The organism is Mucilaginibacter flavidus (genome assembly GCF_024055575.1).
GTDB classification, from domain to species: domain Bacteria; phylum Bacteroidota; class Bacteroidia; order Sphingobacteriales; family Sphingobacteriaceae; genus Mucilaginibacter; species Mucilaginibacter flavidus.
The window spans coordinates 176012-200667 of the sequence record NZ_JAMXOE010000005.1 but is presented as its reverse complement, the minus strand read 5'-3'; the positions used below and the strand labels follow the sequence as shown (position 1 = coordinate 200667).

The following is a 24656-nucleotide window of genomic DNA, read 5'->3' as shown; positions in this document are numbered from 1 at the left end:
GATGGTTGTCTCAAGATCAAATAAGGCCAAATTCGCCCATTAAATAATCGGCGAAATCAACACAATCACTCCAGTCAGTGGTTCTCTTTACATCTGCATGAATTAATATTGCGCGTAATTACGTACCTTTGTGCGCTTTAATTAAAGCCGGGGATAACAGGAACAAGGGACTGTCTTTTACAAGACAATCCTAAAGCCTATCAATCCTAAAAATCATAGTTTGTTATGTTAGAGAAATTAGAGGCGATATTTCAACGCTGGAAAGATGTAGAAGCTGAACTGAGCAGCCCTGATGCCATGGCTGATATGAAGCGTTTTGCCCAGCTGAATAAAGAATACAAAGATTTGGCGAAGGTTGTTGACCAGTACAACATCTACAAAAATATAATGAGCAATATCGACAGCAACAAGGAGATATTAGCTACCGAGAAAGACGAAGAGTTTCGCGAAATGGCCAAAGGCGAACTGGATGAGTTGCTGACCAAACAGGACGAAATGGAAGAAGCTATCCGTTTGATGCTGATACCTAAGGATCCTGAAGATTCGAAAAATGCCATTATTGAAATCCGTGGCGGTACCGGTGGCGACGAGGCGGCCCTTTTTGCCGGCGATCTTTACCGCATGTATATGCGCTATTGCGAACGCCGCGGCTGGAAAACTGAATTGGTTGACTACACTGAAGGTACATCTGGCGGATACAAAGAAATTGTGTTTAATGTAAATGCCGAAGACGCTTACGGCAATTTAAAATACGAATCGGGTGTGCACCGCGTACAGCGTGTGCCTGATACCGAAACCCAGGGCCGTGTGCATACATCTGCCGCTACTGTAGTAGTACTACCAGAAGTGGATGAGTTTGATATTGATTTGCAGGTGAGCGATATCCGCAAGGATTTATTCTGCGCATCAGGACCAGGCGGGCAGTCAGTAAATACCACCTATTCGGCAGTTAGGTTAACACACATACCGTCGGGCATTGTGGCACAGTGCCAGGATCAAAAATCGCAATTAAAAAACTACGACAAAGCTTTACAGGTACTGCGCTCTCGCGTTTACGAAATGGAGCTGCAAAAGCACCTGGAAATAACCTCGAAAAAGCGCAAAACCATGGTATCAACCGGCGACAGGTCGGCCAAGGTACGTACCTATAATTACCCCCAGGGCCGCTTAACCGAGCACCGTATCGGCTTAACCATTTACAACCTAACCGGCGTAATGAACGGCGATTTGCAGGATATTATGGAAGCCCTTCAGTTTGCGGAGAATGCTGAGAAGCTAAAAGAAGGAACTGTAGCCTAATCTCTGCAGGGATGCAGTAACTTTCAAAAGTAGCTAAACTCGATAAATATCCACAAGAGCGAAATATGGATCATAATAGTATCCAAGTTTATAAAGAGGCTCTGATAGAACATTATTCAAATGTTTGGGGGCGCAATTTCAGAGAAAAAAAATGGGCGACTGGACCGATGAAAGCGCTATCCCCGGATTTCTCCATTTTGGAATTCGCACCAAATGAAAAACGTAAAATGTGGACATATAGCACTTGCTGCATGTCTACATTTACTCATCTCCATCCTATTGAATTACATTTATTTTCTCTTAAACAAGACGACAGTATCCTGGAAGTGCTGACGGTTGTAAGTTATTATCATAACACAGAGGACAATATTAACTTAGGACATACAGTAAATTTTGGTCAGCCATGGCAAGGTTCTTCAATTTGCTCGTACGGTTTAATATCTTTGCCTTATCTCGACGGCCCCGACGTGGAAATCGTTAAACCTCAAGCGGATAATCTAAAGACGATCCATTGTTATTGGCTTATCCCAATATCAAAAGCAGAATTAGATTTCAAAAAGCAATTTGGATTGGAAGCATTAGAACAAAAATTTGATGAAATCCCGTTTGACTACGTTGATCCGCATAGAGCAAGTATTATCTAGTGTTTTTGACATAGCCCTGACGGTATTACGATCCTTACACACTTCATTTCATCTCATTTTCATAAAGCAATGCTACTTTCGTTATAAAGTTTAGCGGTATACTGTATTAACGTTAATAAAAATGCAGCGTATTGCCGGTTTAAAATTAAAGGCGATGTTATAAAAGCCTTTTAAATTGTTTAGCGTATGTTGGCAGTAAAAACCATTTCCCCTAATAACAATTCTGTAATTTTCAGGCGTTCATTGCGCCTGATGGGCGATCAGTTTGAGATAAGTGTAGTTGGTGATAACCCGGCGTGGGCCGAAGGATGTTTTGATGCAGCCGTTGCTGAAATAACCAGGGTTGAAAAATTACTAAGCGCTTTTGGCGATGACAGCTGCATAAATGCAATAAACCGCAACGCAGGTGTAAAGCCTGTAAAGGCAAATGCCGAAATTTTCAGGCTGATTGACCGCTCCCTGCAGATATCGGAACTGACTGACGGTGCTTTTGATATTACTTACAATTCGGGTGGTAATGACGATACTGCCTTTGAAAACTTAAACGGCGGCGCAACTGCAAAAACTATGGTTAGCAATGCTAACTATAAAAACGTAGTGCTTAACGCTGCGGAACAAACTGTATTTTTAAAAGAGCCGGGCATGCGCATTGGCTTTGCTGCAAACAGCAAGGGCTACGCTGCCGACAGGGCAAAATATATACTGCAACTACAAGGTGTAAGCAGCGGCGTAATAAACGCAGGCGGCGATTTACTAACCTGGGGCAACCAGCCCGATAACGAGCCATGGACAGTTGCTGTTGCCGACCCATCTCAGGAAAAAGAAGTGTTTGCCAATGTTGCCATCAGTAATATGGCTGTAGCAAGTTCGGTGTATACCGAAAAATATGCCACCATTGTTGATAAAAAACTTTTAGGCTCATTTACTCCAAAAAAAGGTTTCCCTGTAAGTAAAATAAAAAGCGTAAGCATAATCAGCACCACTGCCGAACTGGCCGATGCTATGGCTACCCCAATAATGGCAATAGGCATAAATGCCGGTCTGTATTTAATAAACCAGCTAAACCAAATGGCCGCTGTTATTATTGACGACCACAGTCGCGTTTATACTTCAAAAAATATAAACATTAATTAAATTTTATTTTTCATTTCTAGTTGAATAAATAAAAGCTAATTTTAATCCGTTATAGTGTATAAAACACACTAATACATGCTATTGAAATAAACCTCAATTATATTATTCCGATCAGTTTTAGATTTAATTGCCTGGCGCATTGTTATTGAATGCCGCCCGTGGTTCAGCTAATTAAATGGCCAAGTTTAATTGAATACTATTTGAAAAGAATTTTAACATTTTCTACTCTGTAATGATAAAGTGGTTTGCGTATATTGTCCTGTTGTTATTGTTTGCACCATGTATATCATCTGCCAAAATAAAAAATACTCATTTTAATTTTGTTTGTAATAATTTGCGGATAAGTTTGTCTGTTAATAAAATGTTAACAGATACCACCAAAACAAAAAAACAAGAGCAGGAGGATAAAAAGAAAATTAAAGAGGTAGCCAAGGCCAAAAAACAACCCAGGCCCGAGAAACCGGTTGAGCTAACGCCCAAGCCAAAATCAAAACGACAGCGTAGACCCGAAGGTTTGGAAAGGCCGCCTGAAATACCAAGGCACAATGGCAATTAACAATTAACCAACTTATTGCTGAGCATAAATGAAATACTACCTGGTATTGCTTTTAATTATAACGGGGACCGCCGCAAATGCTGCGAACCTTGAGCCGATGCTTTACAAGTACGCAGAAAAGCGTGCTGTTGCCGATACCGATACCGTTTTTAGGAAGCGATCGGTTTCTGTTGGGGTTAATTATGGTAGCGACGTGCAGTTTTTTGGGCGCACCGGGCCTATTAATTACCCCTTTTTAAGTACTGATGTTATTTACAACACCAAAACCGGCTTCTTCGTCTACGGCTCGGCGGTAAAAGTAATTGGGTACGATCCGTTGGTTGACGAAGTAGATTTGGGAACCGGTTATTTTTATAAATACAATAAAAAGGTTACCGGCACTATTAGCTACACAAGGTTTTTGTTTATGAAAGCAGCTGCCGATGTTATAAAGTCGGCCTCATCAAACGATATCAATTTTAAAAACAGCTTCGACTGGAAAATTGCCAAAACGAGTGTTACGGCAGATTATTTGTTTGGCAAATCGAGCGATTTCTTCCTGACATTCAGCACGTCAAAATATATTGAGCCGACCTGGAGTATTTTTGATGACCAGGATTACGTATCATTCAATCCAACAATCACTGCCATTTTTGGCACTCAGAATTTTGTGGGCAAGTACTCAAGGGACCATATCAATAAGTTTGCGCTATACAGCATAGCTGAACCTCTTGAAGGATCACCCGAGCGCCCGTATAACAATGGTAAATTTAATGCCCTAAATTACAGCCTGAAACTGCCTATTGCCTACAACCGCCCGCATTATACACTGGAGGCATCATGGAAATACTCGATACCGGTAAACGTAGAGGGCGAGCTGAAAAACCGGCACGAGGTTTTTTTTAACATGACATTTTACTACTTATTTTTTTAGACGCATATGAATGTTTTGATAATTGAAGACGAAAAAGCCCTTGCCGAGGAACTGGAGATTTTTCTGACCAATTACAATTACATGTGCGAGGTATGTTACGATGGCGCTTCAGGCTCGGAAAAAATTGCTGTAAACCTTTACGATTTTATTTTGATCGACCTTGGTTTGCCTGATTACGACGGTCTTGACCTGCTAAAGGAAGCCAAAAAAAACAACCCCGAGGCAATCTGCATTATTCTTACAGCACGCGCAGAAGTGTTTGATCGTATAAAGGGGCTCGACCTTGGAGCCGACGATTACCTGCCCAAGCCATTTAGCTTGCTTGAACTGCAAAGCCGTATGCAGGCCATAACCCGCCGCAGGTTTGGCTTGAACCAAAACCTGGTTGATTTGGGCGGCTTTGTTATTAACTTAACCGAGCGCATCATCAACTATCAAAACACCGAAGTAAATACCATCACCAAAAAGGAGTTCGACCTGATAGCGTACCTAATTTTGCATAAAAATCGCACACTTACCCGGTCGCAGTTAAGCGAGCATATTTGGGGCAGCATTATTAATGACGACTATGACTCCAATTATATTGATGCCCACATAAAAAACATCCGCAAAAAATTAAATGTATACGCTTCGCCCGATTGGCTGGAAACGGTACGTGGTTTGGGGTATAAAATAAAAATAAACAGTTAAGAGGAAGAGAGTCAAGAATCAAGAGCCAAGAATCAAGATAGGAAGCCGGTCTTTTTCCTTTCTTCTTTTTTGTCTTGACTCTTGATTCTTGACTCTTGGCTCTTCCGCCAATGAAGTTAAAAACTAAACTTACGCTGTTTAATACGATATCAAAACTGGTGATCGCAACCATTTTTGTGTTATTGTTGCCGCGTTTAATAACGCGTATAAACCAAACCTATACCGATAGCAAGCTGCTCAAACAACGTGACCGTATGATGCAGATTGTAAAAAACCAGGGGATAAAAAGCTACATCCAGAGCGACGAGAATGCGGTCGGCTTTTATACCCCGCTTAAAGAAGATTATGTGAGCCTGAATATCGACTCATCGTTTTTTAATTTAGATACCATTAAAAATGAAAAACGCATACTGCAGGGCGATACCATTGAATACCGGATTTTAAGCCATAATTTCAGGGCCGACAATAAGAAATACCTGCTGGAGATTGCCATAAGCGTTGACACGATAACTGAAACTACCCGGCCCATACAAAACATCGCCTTCCAGGTATTGGTAGCTATGATATTGTTGACGATAATGGCTGATCAGCTGTACTCAAATTATGTGCTTAAGCCTTTGGGGCAAATCATAAAAACCAAACTTGTTGGCCAGAAATTTCCAAATTTTGGCTTTTATGAGCAGGTAAAAACTAGCACCTCCGATTTTCAGCACCTTGACCTCAGCATCCATAAAATGATTGAGACTATTGAGGGCACATTTCAGAAAGAGCGGGAGTTTATTTCAAATGCTTCGCACGAGCTGATGACACCCATATCGATCCTGCAATCGAAAATCGAGAACATGTTTGAGCGCGAGGACATTGTGGACGAACTAAAGGCGCGGCTGCTTGAAATGCAGAAAATATTGAACCGGCTGAAAAGCATTACCAAAACCCTGCTGCTGATATCGCAAATTGAAAACGAACAGTTTTTAAAGGCCGATAATGTTTCTTTATCAGAAATGCTGCAGGAACTTTACGACGAAATATCTATTCGCCTGCAGGACAAAAACATTAGCTACGAAGCCGAGGTGCCTGAGAACTGGAGCCTTGTACACGTTAATAAATTCCTGCTGTTCAACCTGTTTTTTAACCTGATTAACAACGCGATAAAATACAATAAGCCCGATGGCGCAATAATAGTAATTGCGGCCAGGGAAAATAACACGTTTACGGTTAGCATAACCGATACAGGCATCGGCATTGCTGAAGAAGACCTGCCCTATATTTTTAACCGGTTTAAGAAAATCCGTCAATCCTTACAGCAGGATAGTTTTGGGCTGGGGCTGCCAATCGTAAAATCGATAGCCGCTTTCCACAAAATAAAAATTGTGGTGACATCTCAAAAAGGACAGGGCAGCACATTTAAGCTGGTTTTTCCGCCGGGAGCGATAGAAGTTCACAGCTAACCAGGTTTTAGTGCGATTAGTTGACTCAAGAGTGCGGCGTCTTTCGGACTACAACAAATCAAACCCGATATCCTTACGGAAATACATACCGTCGTAATAAATACGACTGGCATCGGCAGTGGCTTGCTGCAGGGCATTAAACATGTTATCCTGTAGCGATGTTATGGCCAGCACCCGTCCGCCTGAAGTTTTGATATCGTCGCCATCCATATAGGTACCGGCGTGAAACACCTGCGAGCCGCGCACATTTTCAATGCCGGTTATGGTTTTGTTTTTCAGGTATTCGCCAGGATAACCACCGGCTACCATTACTACAGTAGCGGCAACTTTATCTGATATTTTCAATTCGCGCTCGTCAAGGTTACCTTCGGCAACGCCCTGCAGCAGGTCAACGAAGTCGCTTTCAAGGCGCATCATCACGCTCTCCGTTTCGGGGTCGCCCATGCGGCAGTTATATTCAATCATGTAGGGGTCGCCGCCGCAGTTCATCAGGCCTATAAAAATAAAGCCTTTATAAGGTATGCCTTCCTGCTTAAGCCCTTCAATAGTAGGGATAATGACGCGCTGCTCTACCTTCTGCAAAAACTCATCACTTGCAAACGGCACCGGCGAAACGGAGCCCATACCACCAGTATTTAAACCGGTATCGCCCTCACCAATACGCTTATAATCTTTGGCTGATGGTAATACTTTATAGTTATTGCCGTCGCTAAGCACAAATACCGAAAGTTCAATCCCCTGCAAAAACTGTTCAACTACAACCTTCGAGCTGGCTTCGCCAAATTTGGCTTCGGTAAGCATTTCAATAAGTTCCTGCTGCGCTTCCTGCACGGTAAGGCAAATTAAAACGCCTTTGCCCGCTGCAAGGCCATCAGCCTTTAAAACAATAGGCAAGCCAATGGTCGGCAGGTAGTCAAACCCTTCCTGCATGGTGTCGCGTGTAAACGTGCGTGAAGCTGCCGCTGGAATATTGTGGCGGACCATAAACTGTTTCGAAAAATCCTTACTGCCTTCCAGTTGTGCCCCTTCGCGCTGCGGGCCGATAACCGGTACGCTGCGTAGTTGCTCATCCGCCAGGAAAAAATCATGGATGCCTTTAACCAATGGTTCCTCGGGGCCAACCAGCACCATGTTTATGCTATTTGCTAAAACTGCCTGCTTAATACCTTCAAAGTCATTAACCTTAATGTCAATATTAGTACCGTACTGGCCGGTACCTGCATTGCCCGGTGCTATAAAAAGCTTTGAGCATTTATTACTTTGAGCAATTTTCCAGGCGAAGGCACTTTCCCTTCCACCCGAACCAAGGAGCAGGATATTCATGCCGTAAAGGTAAAAATAATGTGCGGATGGGGAATTATTTGAAGATTTGAAAATTAGATGATTTGAAAATCAGGAAAATGGATGCCCAGCAGTAATCATTGAAGATGATTTTAGCTAATTTCAAATCATCTGCCTACCTTAGTATCTGTGAGGCGAGAATCTTCAAATCAACGAATCTTCAAATTATCAAATCCAAAATATGTCCTCCCGCCGATTAGATAAATACGAAAAACTGCCTGTGTACCAAAAAGCACAGGAACTGTTCGACCTTGCCGAGGTAATTGCCGATGCCCTTAAAGAAGATGAGATGAAGGAGCACCTGGCTGTGCAAATGTTTACCAATGCCGCGCTCATACAGGCTAAAATAGCTGGCGCCGAAGGTGGCGGACTGTACACCCTGCGCATGCAAAATGCAGTTTTGATAAAGCTGGCTACACAGGATATGTTTAATGCCATATCCTTTGCCTCAATGGTGGAGATCAACGAGGAGGATTATGTAGACCTGATGCGTGACAAAATTGACGAGTTTCGCCTGGTGTTTAATGATTGGGTACGCGGGTTCGACAAAACCTACGACATCCCCGACAACTGGGCCATCCGCTTTGATTGCAGCACCCCCGAGCAGGAAAAACTGGAGGAACTGATGTTCGACGAGGATCGTTTTTTTAATGATTTTGATGAGAACGAAGATATTGGTGATGATGAGGACGATGAGAAAGAGTAGGTAGTTGTGAGTAGGCAGTGGTTTTATCGTTAGGGCGAATAGCATTAATGCTAACCGCACCCCTAACAGCAAGCCACATTACTTTCCGGCTATGAACCATGAACTATCAACCATGAACCAAAGGAAACACTCTCGCACTTGCTTCCGTATAAAGCATATTACTGAACGATAAATTAAACAGTTATGGTTGCTGAGCAAGCGAAAACTAAAGCCAAAAATAGCGGTGGCGTGTCAATAGACAAGCGTACTAACCTGTCGCACGAGGAGTTTATTAACGAATATGTGAGTAAATCGCGCCCGGTAGTATTAACGGATGCAGCAAAGGATTGGAAAGCGATGGGTAAATTTACGCCGGAGTTTTTCAAGAAAAACTACCCGGCTATTACCAAGACAATTAACGGTGTTACCTACCGTATGGACGACTTTATCGACCATATGCTGATAGCAAACGCCGATAACAAAGCGCCCTACCCATATAACTTTGATGTGCAGAAGGTATTCCCCGAGCTGATGCCCGACTTTTTACCAGAGATAATTTATGGCAGCCTCGACCGGATTAACCACCCGCTGATGCCTAAGAAATTATTGCAGGGCACCACCGTTTACGAAATATTTTTAGGCGGCAATGGCAGCAGTTTCCCGTTTTTACATTTTGATGCCTTGTTTATGCATACCCAGATTACGCAAATATACGGCTCGAAAATATTTATCATGTACCCGCCGGACCAGAGCCCATATATGTACCCTTATCCGGATAACCCGAAATTTTCGCAGGTAAATTTTGATAATCCTGACTATGAGAAGTTCCCGCTATACCGCAAAGCAACGCCAATAGAAGTTACGGTTGAAGAAGGGGAAACCATATTGTTCCCGTCGGGCTGGTGGCATACTACCCGCATAACCGAGCCTTGTATCTCATTGGGTCGCGCACAGTTAAACGGTTACAACTGGGATAACTTTATCCGCGACCGCTATGTTAACTGGAAGAAAAAAATATCTTTCGGGGCCCTGCCCGTATTGGCTTATGGCAAAATTGTGGGCAGTATAATGGCGACACAAGATAAATAGGAATTTCCCCGATTTTAAAGAGGTGATTTTCAGATTAGATATTTTTTAAATTAAAATAGTTTGATGTAATCCTTTGACCTGTTAAGCAGGTTAGAGGATTTTTTATTTTACAATCACCGCAATCAGCCAAAACCACCCGTTGATAATCGGTGAAATCGTTCCAAAATCGCCTCAAAACCAAATCAAAATCGTAGCTTTGCCTGTCATAATGACTCATAATTTGCCGTGGCGCAATTGTTGAGTTTGTTGCAACAGATATAAAAATAGCATGTTAGATTTTATAAGTAAGCTTTTCGGAAGCAAATCAGTTAGAGACGTTAAAGGCATAATGCCAATAGTTGAAAAGGTAAAGGCTGAATTTGCCAAACTTGGCGATTTGACCAACGATGAGCTCCGGGCCAAAACCATTGGTTTTAAAGAAACCATTGCCACCGGCCTCGCACATATTGACAGCGAAATAGCTGCAATTAAAGAACGAACCGACGATAATCCCGACCTCGACGTAAACGAAAAGGTTGAACTATATACCCAGCTTGATAAACTGCAAAAAGACCGCGATAAAGAGCTGGAAGAGATATTAATGCGCATTTTACCCGAAGGTTTTGCCGTTGTAAAAGAAACCGCAGCCAGGTTTAAAGCAAACAAAACTATCGAGGTTACAGCCACACAGTTCGACCGTGACCTGGCTGCACGCAAATCGAACGTGATTATTAAGGGCGATAAGGCCATCCACCACAATACATGGTTAGCTGCCGGCAACGAAGTTACCTGGGATATGGTACACTATGATGTACAACTGATAGGCGGTATAGTACTGCACCAGGGTAAAATATCGGAAATGGCTACTGGCGAGGGTAAAACACTGGTGGCTACGCTGCCTGCTTACCTTAACGCGCTTTCGGGCCAGGGGGTACACATTGTAACAGTTAACGACTATTTGGCACGTCGTGACTCTGAATGGATGGGCCCGCTGTATGAATTCCACGGTTTATCGGTTGATTGTATTGATAAACATGAGCCAAATTCAGACGAACGCCGCCAGGCTTATATGTCTGATATCATATTTGGTACCAATAACGAGTTTGGTTTTGATTACCTGCGTGACAATATGACACGTAGCCCCGAAGAACTGGTACAAAGAAAATTACACTATGCTATGGTGGATGAGGTTGACTCAGTATTAATTGATGATGCCCGTACACCATTAATTATATCAGGCCCAATTCCACGCGGTGATGAGCACGAGTTTTATGAGCTGAAGCCACGCATAGAGCGTTTGGTTAATGCACAAAAAGCGTATGTAAACGGCGCCCTTAACGAAGCCAAAAAATTAATTGCCGAAGGCAAAAGCGGTCCTGAAGAAGGCGGCTTAGCTTTATTGCGCGCTTTCAGGGGTTTACCAAAAAGCAAAGCGCTGATAAAATATTTGAGCGAAGGCGGCAACAGGCAGCTGTTGTTGAAGTCAGAAAATCATTACATGCAGGACCAAAGCAAGGAAATGCATAAGGTTGATGCCGAACTATTTTTTGTTATCGATGAAAAAAACAACCAGGTTGAACTTGCTGAAAAAGGTATCGAGTTAATTACTGCATCGGGTGAAGATCCGCACTTCTTCGTGATGCCTGACGTTGGTACCGAAATTTCGGATATCGAAAAGTCAACCCTCCCGTCTGAAGAGAAAGTTTCTCGTAAGGATGAGTTGATGCGCGATTTCTCCATCAAGTCTGAACGTATCCACTCGGTTAACCAGTTGCTAAAGGCTTATACCCTGTTTGAAAAAGATACAGAATACATTCTTGATGAAGGCAAAGTAAAAATAGTTGACGAGCAAACAGGCCGTGTGCTTGATGGTCGCCGCTATTCCGATGGTTTGCACCAGGCTATTGAGGCTAAAGAAAATGTGAAGGTTGAGGATGCTACGCAAACTTTTGCTACCATTACTCTGCAAAATTACTTCCGGATGTACCACAAACTTTGCGGTATGACGGGTACTGCTGTTACCGAAGCAGGTGAGTTTTGGGAAATATACAAGCTGGATGTAGTTGAAATACCGACTAACACCAACATCAGCCGCGATGACAGGCAGGATTTGGTTTACCGCACCGTTCGCGAAAAATATAACGCCGTTGCTGAAGAGATTGCTGCCCTTACAAAGGCAGGTCGCCCGGTATTGGTGGGTACCACATCGGTAGAAATTTCGGAATTATTGAGCCGTATGCTTAAGCTGCGCGGTATCAAGCACAACGTATTGAACGCCAAGCTGCACCAGAAGGAGGCCGATATTGTGGCCGAAGCCGGGCAAACAAGTACAGTTACCATAGCTACCAACATGGCAGGTCGTGGTACGGATATAAAATTAGGCCCAGGTGTTAAAGAAGCCGGCGGTTTGGCCATTGTAGGTACCGAGCGCCATGAGTCGCGCCGTGTTGACAGGCAGCTGCGTGGTCGTGCAGGCCGCCAGGGTGACCCGGGTTCATCGCAGTTCTTTGTGTCGTTAGAGGATAACCTGATGCGTTTGTTTGGTTCTGAAAGGATCAGCAACCTGATGGTGAAAATGGGTATTGAAGAGGGCGAAGTAATTCAGCACTCCATGATATCAAACTCGATTGAGCGCGCGCAGAAGAAAGTGGAAGAAAACAACTTTGGTATACGTAAACGCTTGCTGGAGTATGACGACGTGATGAACTCGCAGCGTACTGTTATTTACGCTAAACGTAAAAACGCCTTGTTTGGCGAGCGCCTGGAGGTTGATATTAACAATACCATTTTTGATGTAGTTGAAGATGTGGTAACCGAATACAAGGAAAGCAATAATTATGAAGGCTTTACGCTGGAAATGATTCGTTTATTTTCTGTTGATGTGGAAATATCGCATGATGATTTTACAGCTAAAAACATAAACGGGCTGGTTGATATAGCTTTTGCAGAAGTAAACGAGTTTTACAAACGCAAGCACGATGCCATTGCAAACCAGGCCTACCCTGTTTTAAAAGACGTGTACGATACCCGCGGTGACTATGTAGAAAACATTGTGGTACCATTTACTGATGGTATTAACGGCATACAGGTTTCGGTTCCGCTTAAAAAAGCCATTGCCAACAAGGGACAGGAAGTGTTTAAATCGTTTGAGAAAAACGTTACCCTGTACCTGATTGACGATGCCTGGAAAGAGCACCTGCGCGAGATGGATGAGCTGAAACAATCGGTACAAAATGCTGTTTACGAACAAAAGGACCCATTGTTGGTTTATAAGTTCGAGGCGTTTAACCTGTTCCGTGGCATGCTTGCAAGCGTGAATAAAGATTTGGTAAGCTTCCTGTTCAGGGGCGGTATACCAACCCAGCAGGAGCCCGACGAAATACGCGAAGCCAAACCACAGCCAAAGCTGGATTTGAAGAAAATGCGTACCTCGAAACCGGAGCTGGTGGGCGAAGCCAACGGCGTACCGATGATGGATATGCGCGAAACACAAAAGGCAACGCCAGTACGTGTGGAGCAAAAAATAGGCAGGAACGACCCTTGCCCATGCGGTAGTGGTAAAAAGTTTAAAAACTGCCACGGTGTTGGGCAGGCGTAGCCCCACCCAAACCCTCCCCTAAAGGGAGAGGGCTTAAAAACAATAAATATAAAAGCGTCATTGCGAGGAACGAAGCAACCTCTGCACAGGACAATTAAAGAACCAGGTACTTCTGGGTGACTAAAAGCCACAAGCTGTTTGGCCACCATGTAGTTAAAGGTACATGACTTGCAGTCCGCCAGCTGGCGGATCGTTACTCGCAATGATGGGAATTGTTATATAACTATGAAAAATGCACTATCTTATAAAAAAGCTATACTTAGCCAAATAAGGTGCTGCATTTTTTTTATGGCGGTTTTTTTACCGGCCATAGCCTTTGCCCAAACCCGGGGAAAGGTTGAGGTAATCAAAGACCCTTTGATTGATACGTTGATGGCACGCCGTGCGTCCCTTGGCGCAATTAAAGGTATCCCGGGCGCTGAAACGGGCAGCGGGTACCGTGTGCAGATATTTTTTGGATCGAGCAGGCAGGCGGCTTATGACGCACAGGCAAAATTTAACGAGGAATATCCTGAGTACCGCACCTATGTTAGCTATACCGAACCAAACTTTAAAGTTCGCGCCGGCGACTTCCGTACCCGGTTGGAGGCGCAAAAACTAGCCGCAGAAGTGCGTTCCTTGTTTACCAGTATTTTTATTATCTCTGATAGAATAAATCTCCCCAAAACCGACCAGCCCAATGATTAAAGAGCAGATTCAGCAACTGTCTAAAAATATTTTTAATGATACTGTGGCTAACCGCCGCCACCTGCATTCGCATCCCGAGCTTTCTTTTCACGAGGTGGAGACATCGGCATTTGTGGCAGGCAAGTTGGAAGCGTTGGGCCTTACCTATCAACGCATGGCGGACAATGGGTTGGTGGCTTTAATAAAAGGCGACAAACCATCAGACCAGGTAGTAGCCCTTCGCGCCGATATGGATGCGCTGCCTATCACTGAGGCTAACGACGTAAGTTATAAATCGCAAAACGTAGGAGTGATGCACGCCTGCGGCCATGATGCACACACGTCGTCGTTATTGGGGACGGCTAAAATATTAACCGAAATAAAAAGCCAGTTTGGCGGCACGGTAAAGCTTATTTTTCAGCCTGCTGAAGAAAAGCTACCCGGCGGCGCCAGCCTGATGATAAAAGAAGGCGTGCTCGAAAATCCGAAGCCACAGGCTGTAATAGGTCAGCACGTAATGCCGCTGATTGAAGCCGGCAAGGTAGGTTTCCGCGCGGGCAAATACATGGCATCGACTGATGAGCTATATGTTACCGTACGTGGCAAAGGCGGCCATGGCGCGCAGCCGCAACAAAACATCGACCCTGTTATTATAACCGCGCACATGCTCACTGCATTGCAGCAAATAATAAGCCGCTTTGCCGACCCTAAAAGCCCCTCGGTGCTTTCATTCGGTAAGGTAATAGCCAATGGCGCAACGAACGTTATCCCCAACGAGGTATACCTGGAAGGCACCTTCCGCACCATGGACGAAAAATGGCGCAACGAGGCCCACATAAAAATGAAAAAACTGGCTGAGGGCCTTTGCGAAAGCATGGGTGCAACCTGCGAGTTCAATATTGTGCGCGGCTATCCCTTCCTTATCAACGAAGAAAAACTAACCGCCAGCACCCGCGGTCACGCAGAAGATTACCTGGGCAAAGAAAACGTATTAGACCTTGACATCTGGATGGCTGCCGAAGACTTTGCCTACTACTCGCAGGTAGCCGATTCATGCTTTTACCGCCTGGGTACCCGCAACGAAAGCCGCGGTATCACCTCATCGGTACATACCCCAACTTTCGACGTGGAAGAAACTGCATTGGAGTTAAGCACCGGCTTAATGGCTTATCTGGCGGTTAAGCAGTTGGGAAATTGAGTTTGGGGAGTTCACAGTTGATCCCGGACATTATTGAGCAGTTGCCGCGTACTCGTTTCGAACGTGCGTTTTTAATCTGTAAAAACAGTTTAATCATCCTCCTGTTAACGATAAAACATTACCATCCACATCCTTAAACCAGGCTACTTTAGCACCGCCTGGCGAAGTCCATATACCGAGGTCGTCCTGTTCCATAAAGCCGTATATCTCGCAGTAAATTCCTTTTGCATTAAGCGCCCGGATAGTGGCAGCAATATCATCAACGTTCCAGCCAACAGCAGTAAACAGGTGCGGCGTTAATTCAGGGACGGTGATTACCCTTAACAAAGTTCCGTTCGAGTTAAATTCAAGCGCGTAGGCGTCTTCGGACAATAGGGTTAAACCCAATACATCGCGATAAAATATTTTTGCTTCGGAAGGCTTTGTGGTGGGCACAAAGGCTTTGATAGTTTGGTTGGCTAACATGGCTTAGAATTAATTTTTACTATTAAAATTAAGAATAAAAATCAGCGAAATCAACGTAACGGCGCAGCCTTCTTGAGTGCCTTAAAAGAAATAAGCAATTGCGAAAAATCAACTCAATCAGCGGTTTCGGCAGCTTCTTTTATCACCCTATTCCTCTCTTTCAGCAACTTTTGCATGTATCGCCCTAAAAAAAGAAAATTCGCCAATTTTCCCAATCTCCCGTAAGGAGATTCAAATGCAAAAATATCCTTCATCACCGTCTGGTTATTCACTGCAAAAAACAAATGTTCGTGCCGGAAACCTTTGAATGCGCCACTAAACATCTCGTCGGTAAAATGATTGGGATATTCAAATTCAGTAATTTTTGAGGTGAGATTTTGCCAAATGCCGAAGTGCTTTGCCCGCCAGGTAACTGTTTCGCCCAACTCGATCAGCCCGCTGATACGCCCGGCAATAGCCTGTTCACCGGTTTGTTTGGTCGATTCGATATGCAAGTCAATACTGCGCGACAAATCAAAACAGCGCCCGATGGGGGCATTGATTGGAGTTGATAACTCTATCTGCGTTATATTTCCTGGAGTAAAAAGCCCCTTTGATACTGCCAGCGCATAACGATAATCGCGTCGCAATTTAAAACGAACAGTGTTTGACGGATATACATGGCGACGGGGTTGCTTCGTCGTTCCTCCTCGCAATGACATAGTTTATTATTTAATTCAATAAGGAATCAACGAAATCAGCGAAATCAAAACAATCAGCGGTTAAAATTCCGCATTCTTCGGATATCTTGGAAAAGGAATAACATCCCTGATATTACCCATACCAGTTACAAACAGCACCAAACGTTCAAAGCCCAGCCCAAAACCAGCATGCGGACAAGCGCCAAACCTGCGGGTATCCAAATACCACCAAAGCTCGTCTTTAGGGATGCCCATCTCGTCCATGCGTTGTTCCAGTTTCTCCAAACGCTCCTCACGCTGTGAGCCGCCCACAATTTCGCCAATGCCGGGGAACAGGATATCCATAGCGCGAACAGTCTCGCGGCCGTTTGCATCAGGCTCGTTCTGGCGCATGTAAAAGGCCTTTATTTCTTTAGGGTAATCGGTTAATATTACCGGCTTTTTAAAGTGCTTCTCTACCAAATAACGTTCGTGCTCCGATTGCAAATCCGTTCCCCAACCTTCAACCGGGTATTGGAATTTCTTCTTCTTGTTCGGGGTCGATTCCTTTAAAATATCAATGGCCTCGGTATAAGTAAGGCGCTCAAAATCGTTATCCAAACAAAACTGCAGCTTTTCGAGCAGGCTCATTTCCGAGCGTTCGTTTTGCGGTTTCTGCTTTTCCTCTTCCGTCAGCCGTTGGGTTAAAAACTCAATGTCTTCAGCGTTTTTGTCGAGCGCATATTTTATAACATATTTCAGCATGTCCTCGGCGAGGTCCATGTTGTCGTTCAGATCGTTAAAGGCAACTTCGGGCTCAATCATCCAAAACTCGGCCAGGTGGCGGGTGGTGTTTGAGTTCTCAGCGCGGAATGTTGGGCCGAAAGTATAAATATCGCTCAATGCCATAGCACCCAGCTCACCTTCCAGCTGACCGGAAACCGTAAGATTGGTAGCCTTTGCAAAAAAGTCCTGCGAAAAATCAATTTCGCCGCTTTCAGTTTTTGGCGGGTTAGCTAAATCAAAGTTGGTTACGTGAAAAGTCTCCCCTGCACCCTCTGCATCCGATGCGGTAATGATGGGCGTGTGCAGGTAAATAAACCCGCGCTCCTGGAAAAACTGGTGCACGGCGAAAGCCAGGCTGTTACGTACCCGGAAGATAGCGCCGAATGTATTGGTACGGAAACGCAGGTGGGCAATCTCGCGTAAAAACTCCAGGCTCGGGCGGTTTTTTAATTGCAGGGGGTATTTTTCCGGGTCGCAGTCGCCCAGTATTTCAATGTCTTTTGCTACAATTTCTACTTTTTGGCCCTTGCCCAAACTTGCAATCAATTCGCCGGTAACGCTGATAGCAGCGCCAACGGTAATGCGTTTCAGCAGGTTTGGATCGGTATTTTCAAAATCAACAACAATTTGGATGTTGTTATTTGTTGAGCCATCATTTAAAGCAATAAAACGATTTTGGCGGAAGGCGCGTACCCACCCGTTAATTTTTATATCGATACCTGTTTGTTCGCTTTCTAATAATGCTTTAATCTTTATCCGCTGGCTCATATTAAAATATTTGAGGGGCAAAAATACGATTATTTGCTGAATGAGAATTGCTGTGATAGCAAGAATTCAAGGAAATAGCGTTTAAAAATCAACCGGAACTTTTCCATAGCGATGGGTTTAAAACCCATCGCTATAAAGAAATTGTTATCCTTCGGCAATAAATGCCCTTGCTTTAAATTCTGCCATTTACAATTGCTAAGTTTGTTTCATCATGAATCCAAAAGCAAGCCTTATTGTCGGCATCCTCTGTATTTCGTTTTCGCCAATATTTGTAAAGCTCGCCGGCGGCTCGCCAATTACATCAGGGTTTTACCGCATATTTATTGCCTGGCTTTGCCTGCTGCCGTATTGCCTGGTAAAAGGCAATCTTAAAATTGCCCGTAAAGATTTAATTGTCGCCCTGCTCGGCGGGGTAGTGTTCGCCCTGGATATTGCCGTTTGGAACCTGTCGCTTACCAAAATCTCAGCCACGGTGTCAACCCTTATTGCCAACCTGGCCCCGGTGTGGGTTGGTTTGATTACCTATTTTATATTTAAAAAGGCTGCCGGCCGTTTGTTTTGGATAGGTACATGTGTAGCTATTACTGGTATGGTTATTTTGGTGGGCTACCAACACTTATTTGCCCTGGAACTTAACGCCGGCATATTACTTGCATTGCTGGCCAGCCTGTTTTATGCCATTTATATCGTGATAACCCGCGGCATCCTCCAAAATATAAGCACCGTAACATTTATGTTTTACAATATGCTGGCCGGCAGCGTGTTTTTATTTGTGATCAACCTGTTCCTGCACAATCAAATGGTCGATTTTTCGTTATCAACCTGGCTTTGCTTTTTAGGCATGGGTATACTTTGCCAATTGGCCGGATGGCTAACCATCAACCACTCGCTGCGGTTTTTGGAATCGACCAAGGTGTCCATCGCCTTATTGAGCCAAACAGTGATTGCCGGGTTTTTAGCTATATTTTTACTGAATGAAACCCTGGAATTGAATGAAATAATTGGCAGCGCCATTGTTTTAGCAGGTATTGCGGTTACATTTTTGAGGCCAAAGAAATTTTCGACCACGGTGAATTAATACATGTTTACTCTCAGAAAACTTTTATATTTGTAGAGCAATGAATGTTATCACAAAGCGGACGATTTTATATTATATAGAAAATTATCCGCTTGCCGCAAACTCGTTAAAGGCTTGGTATAATGAGATTTCAAAGGCAGTATTCAAAAATTTGAACGATTTAAAAGCCATTTATGGCAATGCCAGCATTGTTTCGAATAACAGAGTAATATTTAATATCAAGGGAAATTCATTCAGGCTTATTGTGTCCATCAACTTTGAAGCGCAAGCCGCATATGTTATTTGGTTTGGAACACATAAAGCCTATGATAAAATTGATGCAGCAAATATAAAACACATGAAAAATCCGTTTAAACAATAATTGCTATGGAAAATACATGGAAAGTATTGAAAAGTGAGGAAGAATACGATTTCGCTCTAGAAAGAACGATAGAGATATTCCATGCAGAACGGGGAACGCCCGATTTTGAAGAATTAGAACTCTTGTTATTGTTGGTCAAAGATTATGAGGACCGTCATTTCCATATTCCATCCCCCGACCCAATAGCAGCAATAAAATTAAAACTCGAAGAGAAAGGACTAAAGCAAAAGGATCTGGAACACATAATTGGATCTAAAGGTTATGTTTCTCAGGTATTATCCGGAAAAAAAGAACTGACACTAAAAATGATTAAAGGCCTGCATAATTATTTAGGCATATCCGCCGACACATTGTTGGCTGCGGGAAAATAGTAATGATCGGTGCTTCTTAATTACTGCGGCATCAGGGCATAAAACTTTCCCTCTGTAAAACTTAATTTATCAGGCCCGGCGCCGCTTACTTTCACAAAGTTTAACAGGAAGGTTCCGTTAACAATATTGGTAGCCACGTTAAAATCACGTATGGTAACGGTATTGGTTAAAGTGGCGTCAATTTTATAATTGCCGGTAACCGCGTCCATTCCTATAGTGGTAAAGTAAACTGCCTGGCCCGGTTTAATAGTATAGGTTCCTTTTGACAGTGCTTTTAAATTAAAATACAGGGTTTCTTCGCCGGTTGCTTTAAAGCCGCCTACCTGCACCGAGTCTTTACCGGCAAGGTAGCCTGCAAAAGGCTGGCCCACCCAAGCCTGGCCATTTTTAAAAGCTCCCATAAAAAGATCGTTCACCACATTTTGGTTGTCTTTTTTGCACCCTGTAAATACCAGGCAACAAATGAAGGGTACGGCAAGTAATAGCTTTTTCATATCACAAATAATTAACCAGGTTCTATTTAAGCTAGTTACGTAGAATTAACACGTTGCGATACAGGGAACTATAAATTTTTAAGTGGCGAACAGCTTAACCGGGTCAAGGGATGCCGGTTAGGTTTTAAAAGCGATGACCCTAATATTATTCGGGGAGTTTTACACGAAAGCTACTGCCGCCAAACGTAAGCTGGACATATTCGGTGATTGAATTTTTCAGCATGTAAAAATCGCCGCTGCCCGATATGATATTGTTTTTGGCATCGTAGCTGCTAATAACCAATTTGCTGTGTTGAGTTGTGTCGAGGCGGTAATCGCTGGTTAGCGCATCCATGCCTATGGTGGTAAAAAATTTGGCCTGACCGAGTGTCAAAGGATAGGTGCCGGCGCCATTAAATTTGATATCGATATAAAGTTGTTCTTCGCCGGCCGGCCTGAATGCTGTTATCCTCAAGCTATCGCCTGAAATTTTAGTGGTGGAAACCACCGCACCCCAGTCGACGCCGTTTTTACTCGAATTAAAATAAAAATCCTGGGGTATTACCTTGCTGTCCTTATGGCACGATGAGATAATTATACAAACAGCACAACAAACTACGGTTAATATTTTTTTCATGTTTACAGGATAGCATTTTTAAACAATACGGTAAAGTTAGCAAAATGCTACAGGTTTAAAATTAACCGGGTTAACAAACGCTAAAAAAGCTATTTTTGTGTAACACAAAAACACCGTATTTATTAATGATCATCAAATCGACTATCGACCGTATTATGGAAGCCACAGATATTGTGGAGGTGATAGGGGAATTTGTGCAATTAAAAAAACGCGGCGCCAATTATGTGGGCCTTTCGCCGTTTGCCAATGAGCGGACGCCATCGTTCACGGTATCGCCGGCCAAGGGCATTTTTAAAGACTTTTCGTCCGGCAAAGGCGGTTCGGCCGTTACGTTCTTAATGGAGCTGGAGAAATTCAGCTATCCCGAGGCGTTGAAATGGCTTGCAAAAAAATATGGCATCGAGGTTGAGGAAACGGTAGAATCGACAGAAAACCGCGAAGAAGAAAACCGCCGCGAAAGCCTGATGATCGTCAGCGGCTATGCTGCCAAATTTTTTCACGAAAGCTTGTTGGAAACCGATGAAGGCAAAAGCATAGGCTTGAGCTATTTTAAAGAGCGCGGTTTTACAAATGATACCATAAAGAAATTTGAGCTGGGCTACTCGCCCGACCAGTGGGAAGCCTTTACCGGCCAGGCGCTGAAAGACGGCTACCAGGAAGAGTTTATGGTGGAGACAGGTCTCTCGGTTAAGCGCGACAATGGCTCGTTGTACGACCGTTACCGCGGCCGGGTGATGTTCCCTATTCACAGCTTTACCGGGAGGGTGATTGCATTTGGTGGCCGCACGCTTAAAAATGACAAGAACGTTCCCAAATACGTAAACTCGCCGGAATCGGAGATTTATCACAAATCGAACGTATTATACGGGCTTTACTTTGCCAAGAAAGCTATCCGCGAGGAGGATAACTGTTATTTGGTGGAGGGTTATGCCGATGTGCTGTCGGTACACCAGGCGGGTATTGAAAACGTGGTGGCCTCCTCGGGCACCTCCTTAACCGTTGAGCAGATACGCCTGATAAGTCGCTTCACAAAAAATATCACCATTTTGTATGATGGGGACGCGGCCGGTATAAAAGCATCATTGCGCGGGCTGGATATGATTTTGGAAGAAGGGCTGAACGTAAAAGTTGTGCTCTTCCCCGACGGGCACGACCCGGATTCGTATGTGCGCAATTTTGGCACCAATGGCTTTAAAAAACACATTGCCGATAACAAGAAGGATTTTATCCTGTTTAAAACCGATATCCTGCTAAAGGAAGTAGGTAACGATCCCATAAAAAAAGCCGAAGTTATACGGGAAATTGTTGAAAGTATTGCGAAAATACCTGATTCGATAAAAGCATCGGTGTTTATAAAGGAGTGCAGTTACCAGCTACAGATCGACGAGCGCGCGCTGTTGTCTGAGCTCAACAAAATGCGTACTGCCAAAGCACGCAAGGATTCGCAGCAGCAACAGAACACAAGGCCGGCGCCCGTTGATGAACCTCATTTTTTTGATGAGCCGCAGGAACGCGTTGAACGGGAAGATGCAACGCAGGAGAAAGAGATCATCCGCCTGCTACTTTTATATGGTAACAAGGTTATCGACTGGGACGGCATCGCCAATACCTATATTGGCCCCTTTATGATTGCTGAATTAAGCGACGTGGATTTTGATTACCCTGCCGCCAAGAAATTCACCGAAATATACCGTCGCGAAGTGGAAAACGGGGTGCTACCCGATGAGCAGTATTTTATCCATTATGCCGACAAGGAAATTGTTGACTTAACGGTAACCCAGATAGCCACCAAGTACACCCTGAGCGAAAACTGGTACGAGATGCACAAAATTTTAGTGCCCGATGAACAGGCTAATATGAAGGCCACCATACTTGGCGCTATTTTTCACCTTAAAAAGCATAAAATTGGCAAAATACTGGAAGGGCTGCGCAAAGAACTGCAAACTACCAGCGTTGAGGCCGACCAGGAAATTCTGCTAAACCAGTATATGCACATGAAAAAGGTGGAGAAAACCATTTCGGATTATTTGGGTTCAGTAATTTTGAAATAACCCGGATGAAGTATCTTTATTTTACCGGAATTTTATCTGTGTTAGTGGCGTTAGTAATTAGCCTGAACTTATTCGAAATGTTCGGCAGTTTACTAATCATACTGGCGCTTATGCTTTTGACCGGAATTGTTTTAAGATATAATAACTACGCGAGGGACCTTGGCTGGGGGCTGTGTGCCGCAGTGCTGGTTTTTGCGGTATTTGTAATCGGGTTTTTAATATGGGCGGGTTTTAAAATCACTTGTTAATGGCAAAACACCTCGACCTTGGTCGCCGGGGCGAAAGCCTGGCAAAAGAGCACCTGGAGAAAACGGGCTACGAGATTTTAGACGAAAACTGGACGCATGGGCGTTTGGAGGTGGACCTTATTGCGTATAAAAATAAGGTGATTATATTTACCGAGGTAAAAACCCGCACCGGCAATTGGTTTGGCGAGCCCGAGGACTTTGTGGATGCCCGCAAACAACGCCTGCTGGTTGACGCCGCAGATGAGTACCTTTACCTGATGAACCACCAGGGCGAAGTGCGGTTTGATATTATATCGGTATTATTTGACAAAAACAACAATTACACACTAAAACATATAGAAGACGCGTTTTGGCCAACAGCCATGTAACATCATCATGAAATTAAAATACAATATATTATTTGCAGCAGTTATCTTATTAGCCTTTAGCTGTAAAAACAAAAGCCAGGACGACAACAGCATTACTGTAAGTCCTGAAGCAGGCACATCATACAAAACCGGCGATGTGGTACAGGTGAAGGCGCACTATGCCGCAAATGTAAAAGCCGACTCGGTAGTGTTTTTGGTTGATTCCGCACGCGTTGGGGCAACGAAAGACTCAAGTGCTTTTGCGTTAAAAACCGATAGTATGCCGGTTGGTCCTCGCGTAATAACGGCCCGGGTTTACTCCGGCGGAAAACCGCAGGAATCATCAACCAATATTGTGCTGATGCCCGCCAAAGCTCCGGTTGAGTATACTTTTAAAGTGGAGAAGACCTTCCCGCATGATACCGGCAGCTATACCGAAGGTTTATTATACCAGGATGGATCATTATATGAAAGCGGTGGCGGTTATTTAGACCCGCCGCCGGGGCAGGTAAAAGATGGACAGTCGAGCTTGAGAAGAGTGGATTTAGCCACGGGCAAAGTATTGCAAAAAACAATGGTTGACCCAAAAGTATTTGCGGAGGGGATCTCAATTGTTGGCGATAAGATCATTCAGCTAACTTATCACGAAAAAATAGCCAACATATATGATAAAACCACCCTTAAACTACTGAAAACAATTCCGTTTAATACAGGCGTTGAAGGTTGGGGAATGTGCTTTGATGGTAAAAAACTATACATGGACGACAGCACCAACCGTATCTGGTTTTTAGATAAAGATACCTACCGCCAAACAGGCTCCATTGATGTGTATGACGATAAGGGCGCAGTAACTAAGATAAACGAGCTGGAGTACATTGAGGGTAAGATTTATGCCAATATCTGGACTACAAATAATATTATCATTATCGACCCAAAAACAGGCGCCGTAATAGGAAAAATTGATCTGACCAACCTGTACCCGGAAAAGACCCGCAGGGTCGGCGCCGATGTATTAAACGGCATTGCCTATGATGCTGCCACTAAACGGATTTTTATAACGGGTAAAAAGTGGCCGAAGATGTACCAGGTTACGTTTGCCCCCCAGCCCCCTAAAGGGGGAGCAAAATAAAAGTCGGGGCCGCCAAGGCTGTACGACATTGAGAGTGCTTCGG

General features: G+C 43.9%; 24 protein-coding genes. 18 read left to right on the top strand and 6 right to left on the bottom strand.

Annotation, left to right across the window (positions count from 1 at the left end):
• The first annotated feature begins 225 nt into the window (after positions 1 to 225).
• From prfA to NAF19_RS11295, 7 genes are all read left to right on the top strand, one after another.
• Positions 226 to 1299, top strand: a complete 1074-nt coding sequence (gene prfA, locus NAF19_RS11325) for a peptide chain release factor 1 (RefSeq protein ID WP_252790159.1) — start codon at positions 226 to 228, stop codon at positions 1297 to 1299.
• A 65-nt stretch (positions 1300 to 1364) separates the two neighbouring features.
• Positions 1365 to 1943 (top strand): suppressor of fused domain protein, encoded by a 579-nt coding sequence (locus tag NAF19_RS11320; RefSeq protein WP_252790158.1) that lies wholly within the window; start codon positions 1365 to 1367, stop codon positions 1941 to 1943.
• Positions 1944 to 2129: 186 nt separating this feature from the next.
• Complete coding sequence (locus NAF19_RS11315) at positions 2130 to 3077, top strand: FAD:protein FMN transferase (protein ID WP_252790157.1); 948 nt, start codon at positions 2130 to 2132, stop codon at positions 3075 to 3077.
• Between the two features lie 361 nt (positions 3078 to 3438).
• Entirely contained in the window at positions 3439 to 3633 is a 195-nt protein-coding gene (locus NAF19_RS11310; RefSeq protein WP_252790156.1) for a hypothetical protein, read from the top strand.
• 28 nt (positions 3634 to 3661) lie between these two features.
• The gene (locus NAF19_RS11305) at positions 3662 to 4546 is read left to right on the top strand and encodes a hypothetical protein (RefSeq protein ID WP_252790155.1); all 885 of its coding nucleotides are present in this window, start codon (positions 3662 to 3664) and stop codon (positions 4544 to 4546) included.
• Positions 4547 to 4552: 6 nt separating this feature from the next.
• Complete coding sequence (locus NAF19_RS11300; RefSeq protein WP_252790154.1) at positions 4553 to 5236, top strand: response regulator transcription factor; 684 nt, start codon at positions 4553 to 4555, stop codon at positions 5234 to 5236.
• A gap of 110 nt (positions 5237 to 5346) precedes the next feature.
• Positions 5347 to 6684, top strand: a complete 1338-nt coding sequence (locus NAF19_RS11295) for a sensor histidine kinase (RefSeq protein WP_252790153.1) — start codon at positions 5347 to 5349, stop codon at positions 6682 to 6684.
• Positions 6685 to 6732: 48 nt separating this feature from the next.
• Here the strand turns inward: NAF19_RS11295 and purD are convergent, their stop codons facing one another.
• Entirely contained in the window at positions 6733 to 8007 is a 1275-nt protein-coding gene (purD, locus tag NAF19_RS11290; RefSeq protein ID WP_252790152.1) for a phosphoribosylamine--glycine ligase, read from the bottom strand.
• A 199-nt stretch (positions 8008 to 8206) separates the two neighbouring features.
• Between purD and NAF19_RS11285 the strand changes: the two genes are divergently transcribed.
• The 5 genes from NAF19_RS11285 (at position 8207) to NAF19_RS11265 (ending at position 15240) form a co-directional block, all read left to right on the top strand.
• Entirely contained in the window at positions 8207 to 8731 is a 525-nt protein-coding gene (locus NAF19_RS11285) for a hypothetical protein (protein ID WP_252790151.1), read from the top strand.
• A gap of 183 nt (positions 8732 to 8914) precedes the next feature.
• The gene (locus NAF19_RS11280; protein WP_252790150.1) at positions 8915 to 9799 is read left to right on the top strand and encodes a cupin-like domain-containing protein; all 885 of its coding nucleotides are present in this window, start codon (positions 8915 to 8917) and stop codon (positions 9797 to 9799) included.
• Between the two features lie 268 nt (positions 9800 to 10067).
• The gene (secA, locus tag NAF19_RS11275) at positions 10068 to 13376 is read left to right on the top strand and encodes a preprotein translocase subunit SecA (protein ID WP_252790149.1); all 3309 of its coding nucleotides are present in this window, start codon (positions 10068 to 10070) and stop codon (positions 13374 to 13376) included.
• Positions 13377 to 13664: 288 nt separating this feature from the next.
• On the top strand, positions 13665 to 14063 hold the full coding sequence (locus NAF19_RS11270) for an SPOR domain-containing protein (protein ID WP_252790148.1): 399 nt from the start codon (positions 13665 to 13667) through the stop codon (positions 14061 to 14063).
• A complete protein-coding gene (locus NAF19_RS11265) occupies positions 14056 to 15240 on the top strand; it encodes a M20 metallopeptidase family protein (RefSeq protein WP_252790147.1) in 1185 nt (394 codons plus the stop codon). The genes NAF19_RS11270 and NAF19_RS11265 overlap by 8 nt, the downstream gene beginning before the upstream one ends.
• A gap of 93 nt (positions 15241 to 15333) precedes the next feature.
• On the opposite strand, the gene NAF19_RS11260 is transcribed toward NAF19_RS11265, so the two are convergent.
• From NAF19_RS11260 to asnS, 3 genes are all read right to left on the bottom strand, one after another.
• Positions 15334 to 15705, bottom strand: a complete 372-nt coding sequence (locus tag NAF19_RS11260; protein WP_252790146.1) for a VOC family protein — start codon at positions 15703 to 15705, stop codon at positions 15334 to 15336.
• A 113-nt stretch (positions 15706 to 15818) separates the two neighbouring features.
• Entirely contained in the window at positions 15819 to 16406 is a 588-nt protein-coding gene (locus NAF19_RS11255; RefSeq protein WP_252790145.1) for an SRPBCC family protein, read from the bottom strand.
• 60 nt (positions 16407 to 16466) lie between these two features.
• Positions 16467 to 17918, bottom strand: a complete 1452-nt coding sequence (gene asnS / locus NAF19_RS11250) for an asparagine--tRNA ligase (protein ID WP_252790144.1) — start codon at positions 17916 to 17918, stop codon at positions 16467 to 16469.
• 211 nt (positions 17919 to 18129) lie between these two features.
• On the opposite strand from asnS, the gene NAF19_RS11245 reads away from it, so the two are divergent.
• From NAF19_RS11245 to NAF19_RS11235, 3 genes are read left to right on the top strand one after another with little or no spacing between them, the layout of a single operon-like run.
• Positions 18130 to 18996, top strand: a complete 867-nt coding sequence (locus tag NAF19_RS11245) for a DMT family transporter (RefSeq protein ID WP_252790143.1) — start codon at positions 18130 to 18132, stop codon at positions 18994 to 18996.
• A 40-nt stretch (positions 18997 to 19036) separates the two neighbouring features.
• Positions 19037 to 19357: a type II toxin-antitoxin system HigB family toxin gene (locus tag NAF19_RS11240; protein WP_252790142.1), complete on the top strand. Its 321-nt coding sequence runs from the start codon at positions 19037 to 19039 to the stop codon at positions 19355 to 19357.
• A gap of 5 nt (positions 19358 to 19362) precedes the next feature.
• Positions 19363 to 19728: a helix-turn-helix domain-containing protein gene (locus NAF19_RS11235; RefSeq protein WP_252790141.1), complete on the top strand. Its 366-nt coding sequence runs from the start codon at positions 19363 to 19365 to the stop codon at positions 19726 to 19728.
• A 20-nt stretch (positions 19729 to 19748) separates the two neighbouring features.
• On the opposite strand, the gene NAF19_RS11230 is transcribed toward NAF19_RS11235, so the two are convergent.
• Positions 19749 to 20222 (bottom strand): DUF6252 domain-containing protein, encoded by a 474-nt coding sequence (locus NAF19_RS11230; protein ID WP_252790140.1) that lies wholly within the window; start codon positions 20220 to 20222, stop codon positions 19749 to 19751.
• A 145-nt stretch (positions 20223 to 20367) separates the two neighbouring features.
• Entirely contained in the window at positions 20368 to 20838 is a 471-nt protein-coding gene (locus NAF19_RS11225; RefSeq protein WP_252790139.1) for a DUF6252 domain-containing protein, read from the bottom strand.
• Between the two features lie 125 nt (positions 20839 to 20963).
• Here NAF19_RS11225 and dnaG point away from each other — a divergent pair, with 125 nt between their 5' ends.
• The 3 genes from dnaG to NAF19_RS11210 all read left to right on the top strand — a co-directional run bounded on the left by dnaG (position 20964) and on the right by NAF19_RS11210 (position 24613).
• Entirely contained in the window at positions 20964 to 22889 is a 1926-nt protein-coding gene (dnaG, locus tag NAF19_RS11220; RefSeq protein WP_252790138.1) for a DNA primase, read from the top strand.
• Positions 22890 to 23136: 247 nt separating this feature from the next.
• Complete coding sequence (locus NAF19_RS11215; RefSeq protein ID WP_252790137.1) at positions 23137 to 23505, top strand: YraN family protein; 369 nt, start codon at positions 23137 to 23139, stop codon at positions 23503 to 23505.
• Between the two features lie 7 nt (positions 23506 to 23512).
• Positions 23513 to 24613 (top strand): glutaminyl-peptide cyclotransferase, encoded by a 1101-nt coding sequence (locus NAF19_RS11210; protein WP_252790136.1) that lies wholly within the window; start codon positions 23513 to 23515, stop codon positions 24611 to 24613.
• Positions 24614 to 24656: the final 43 nt, after the last annotated feature.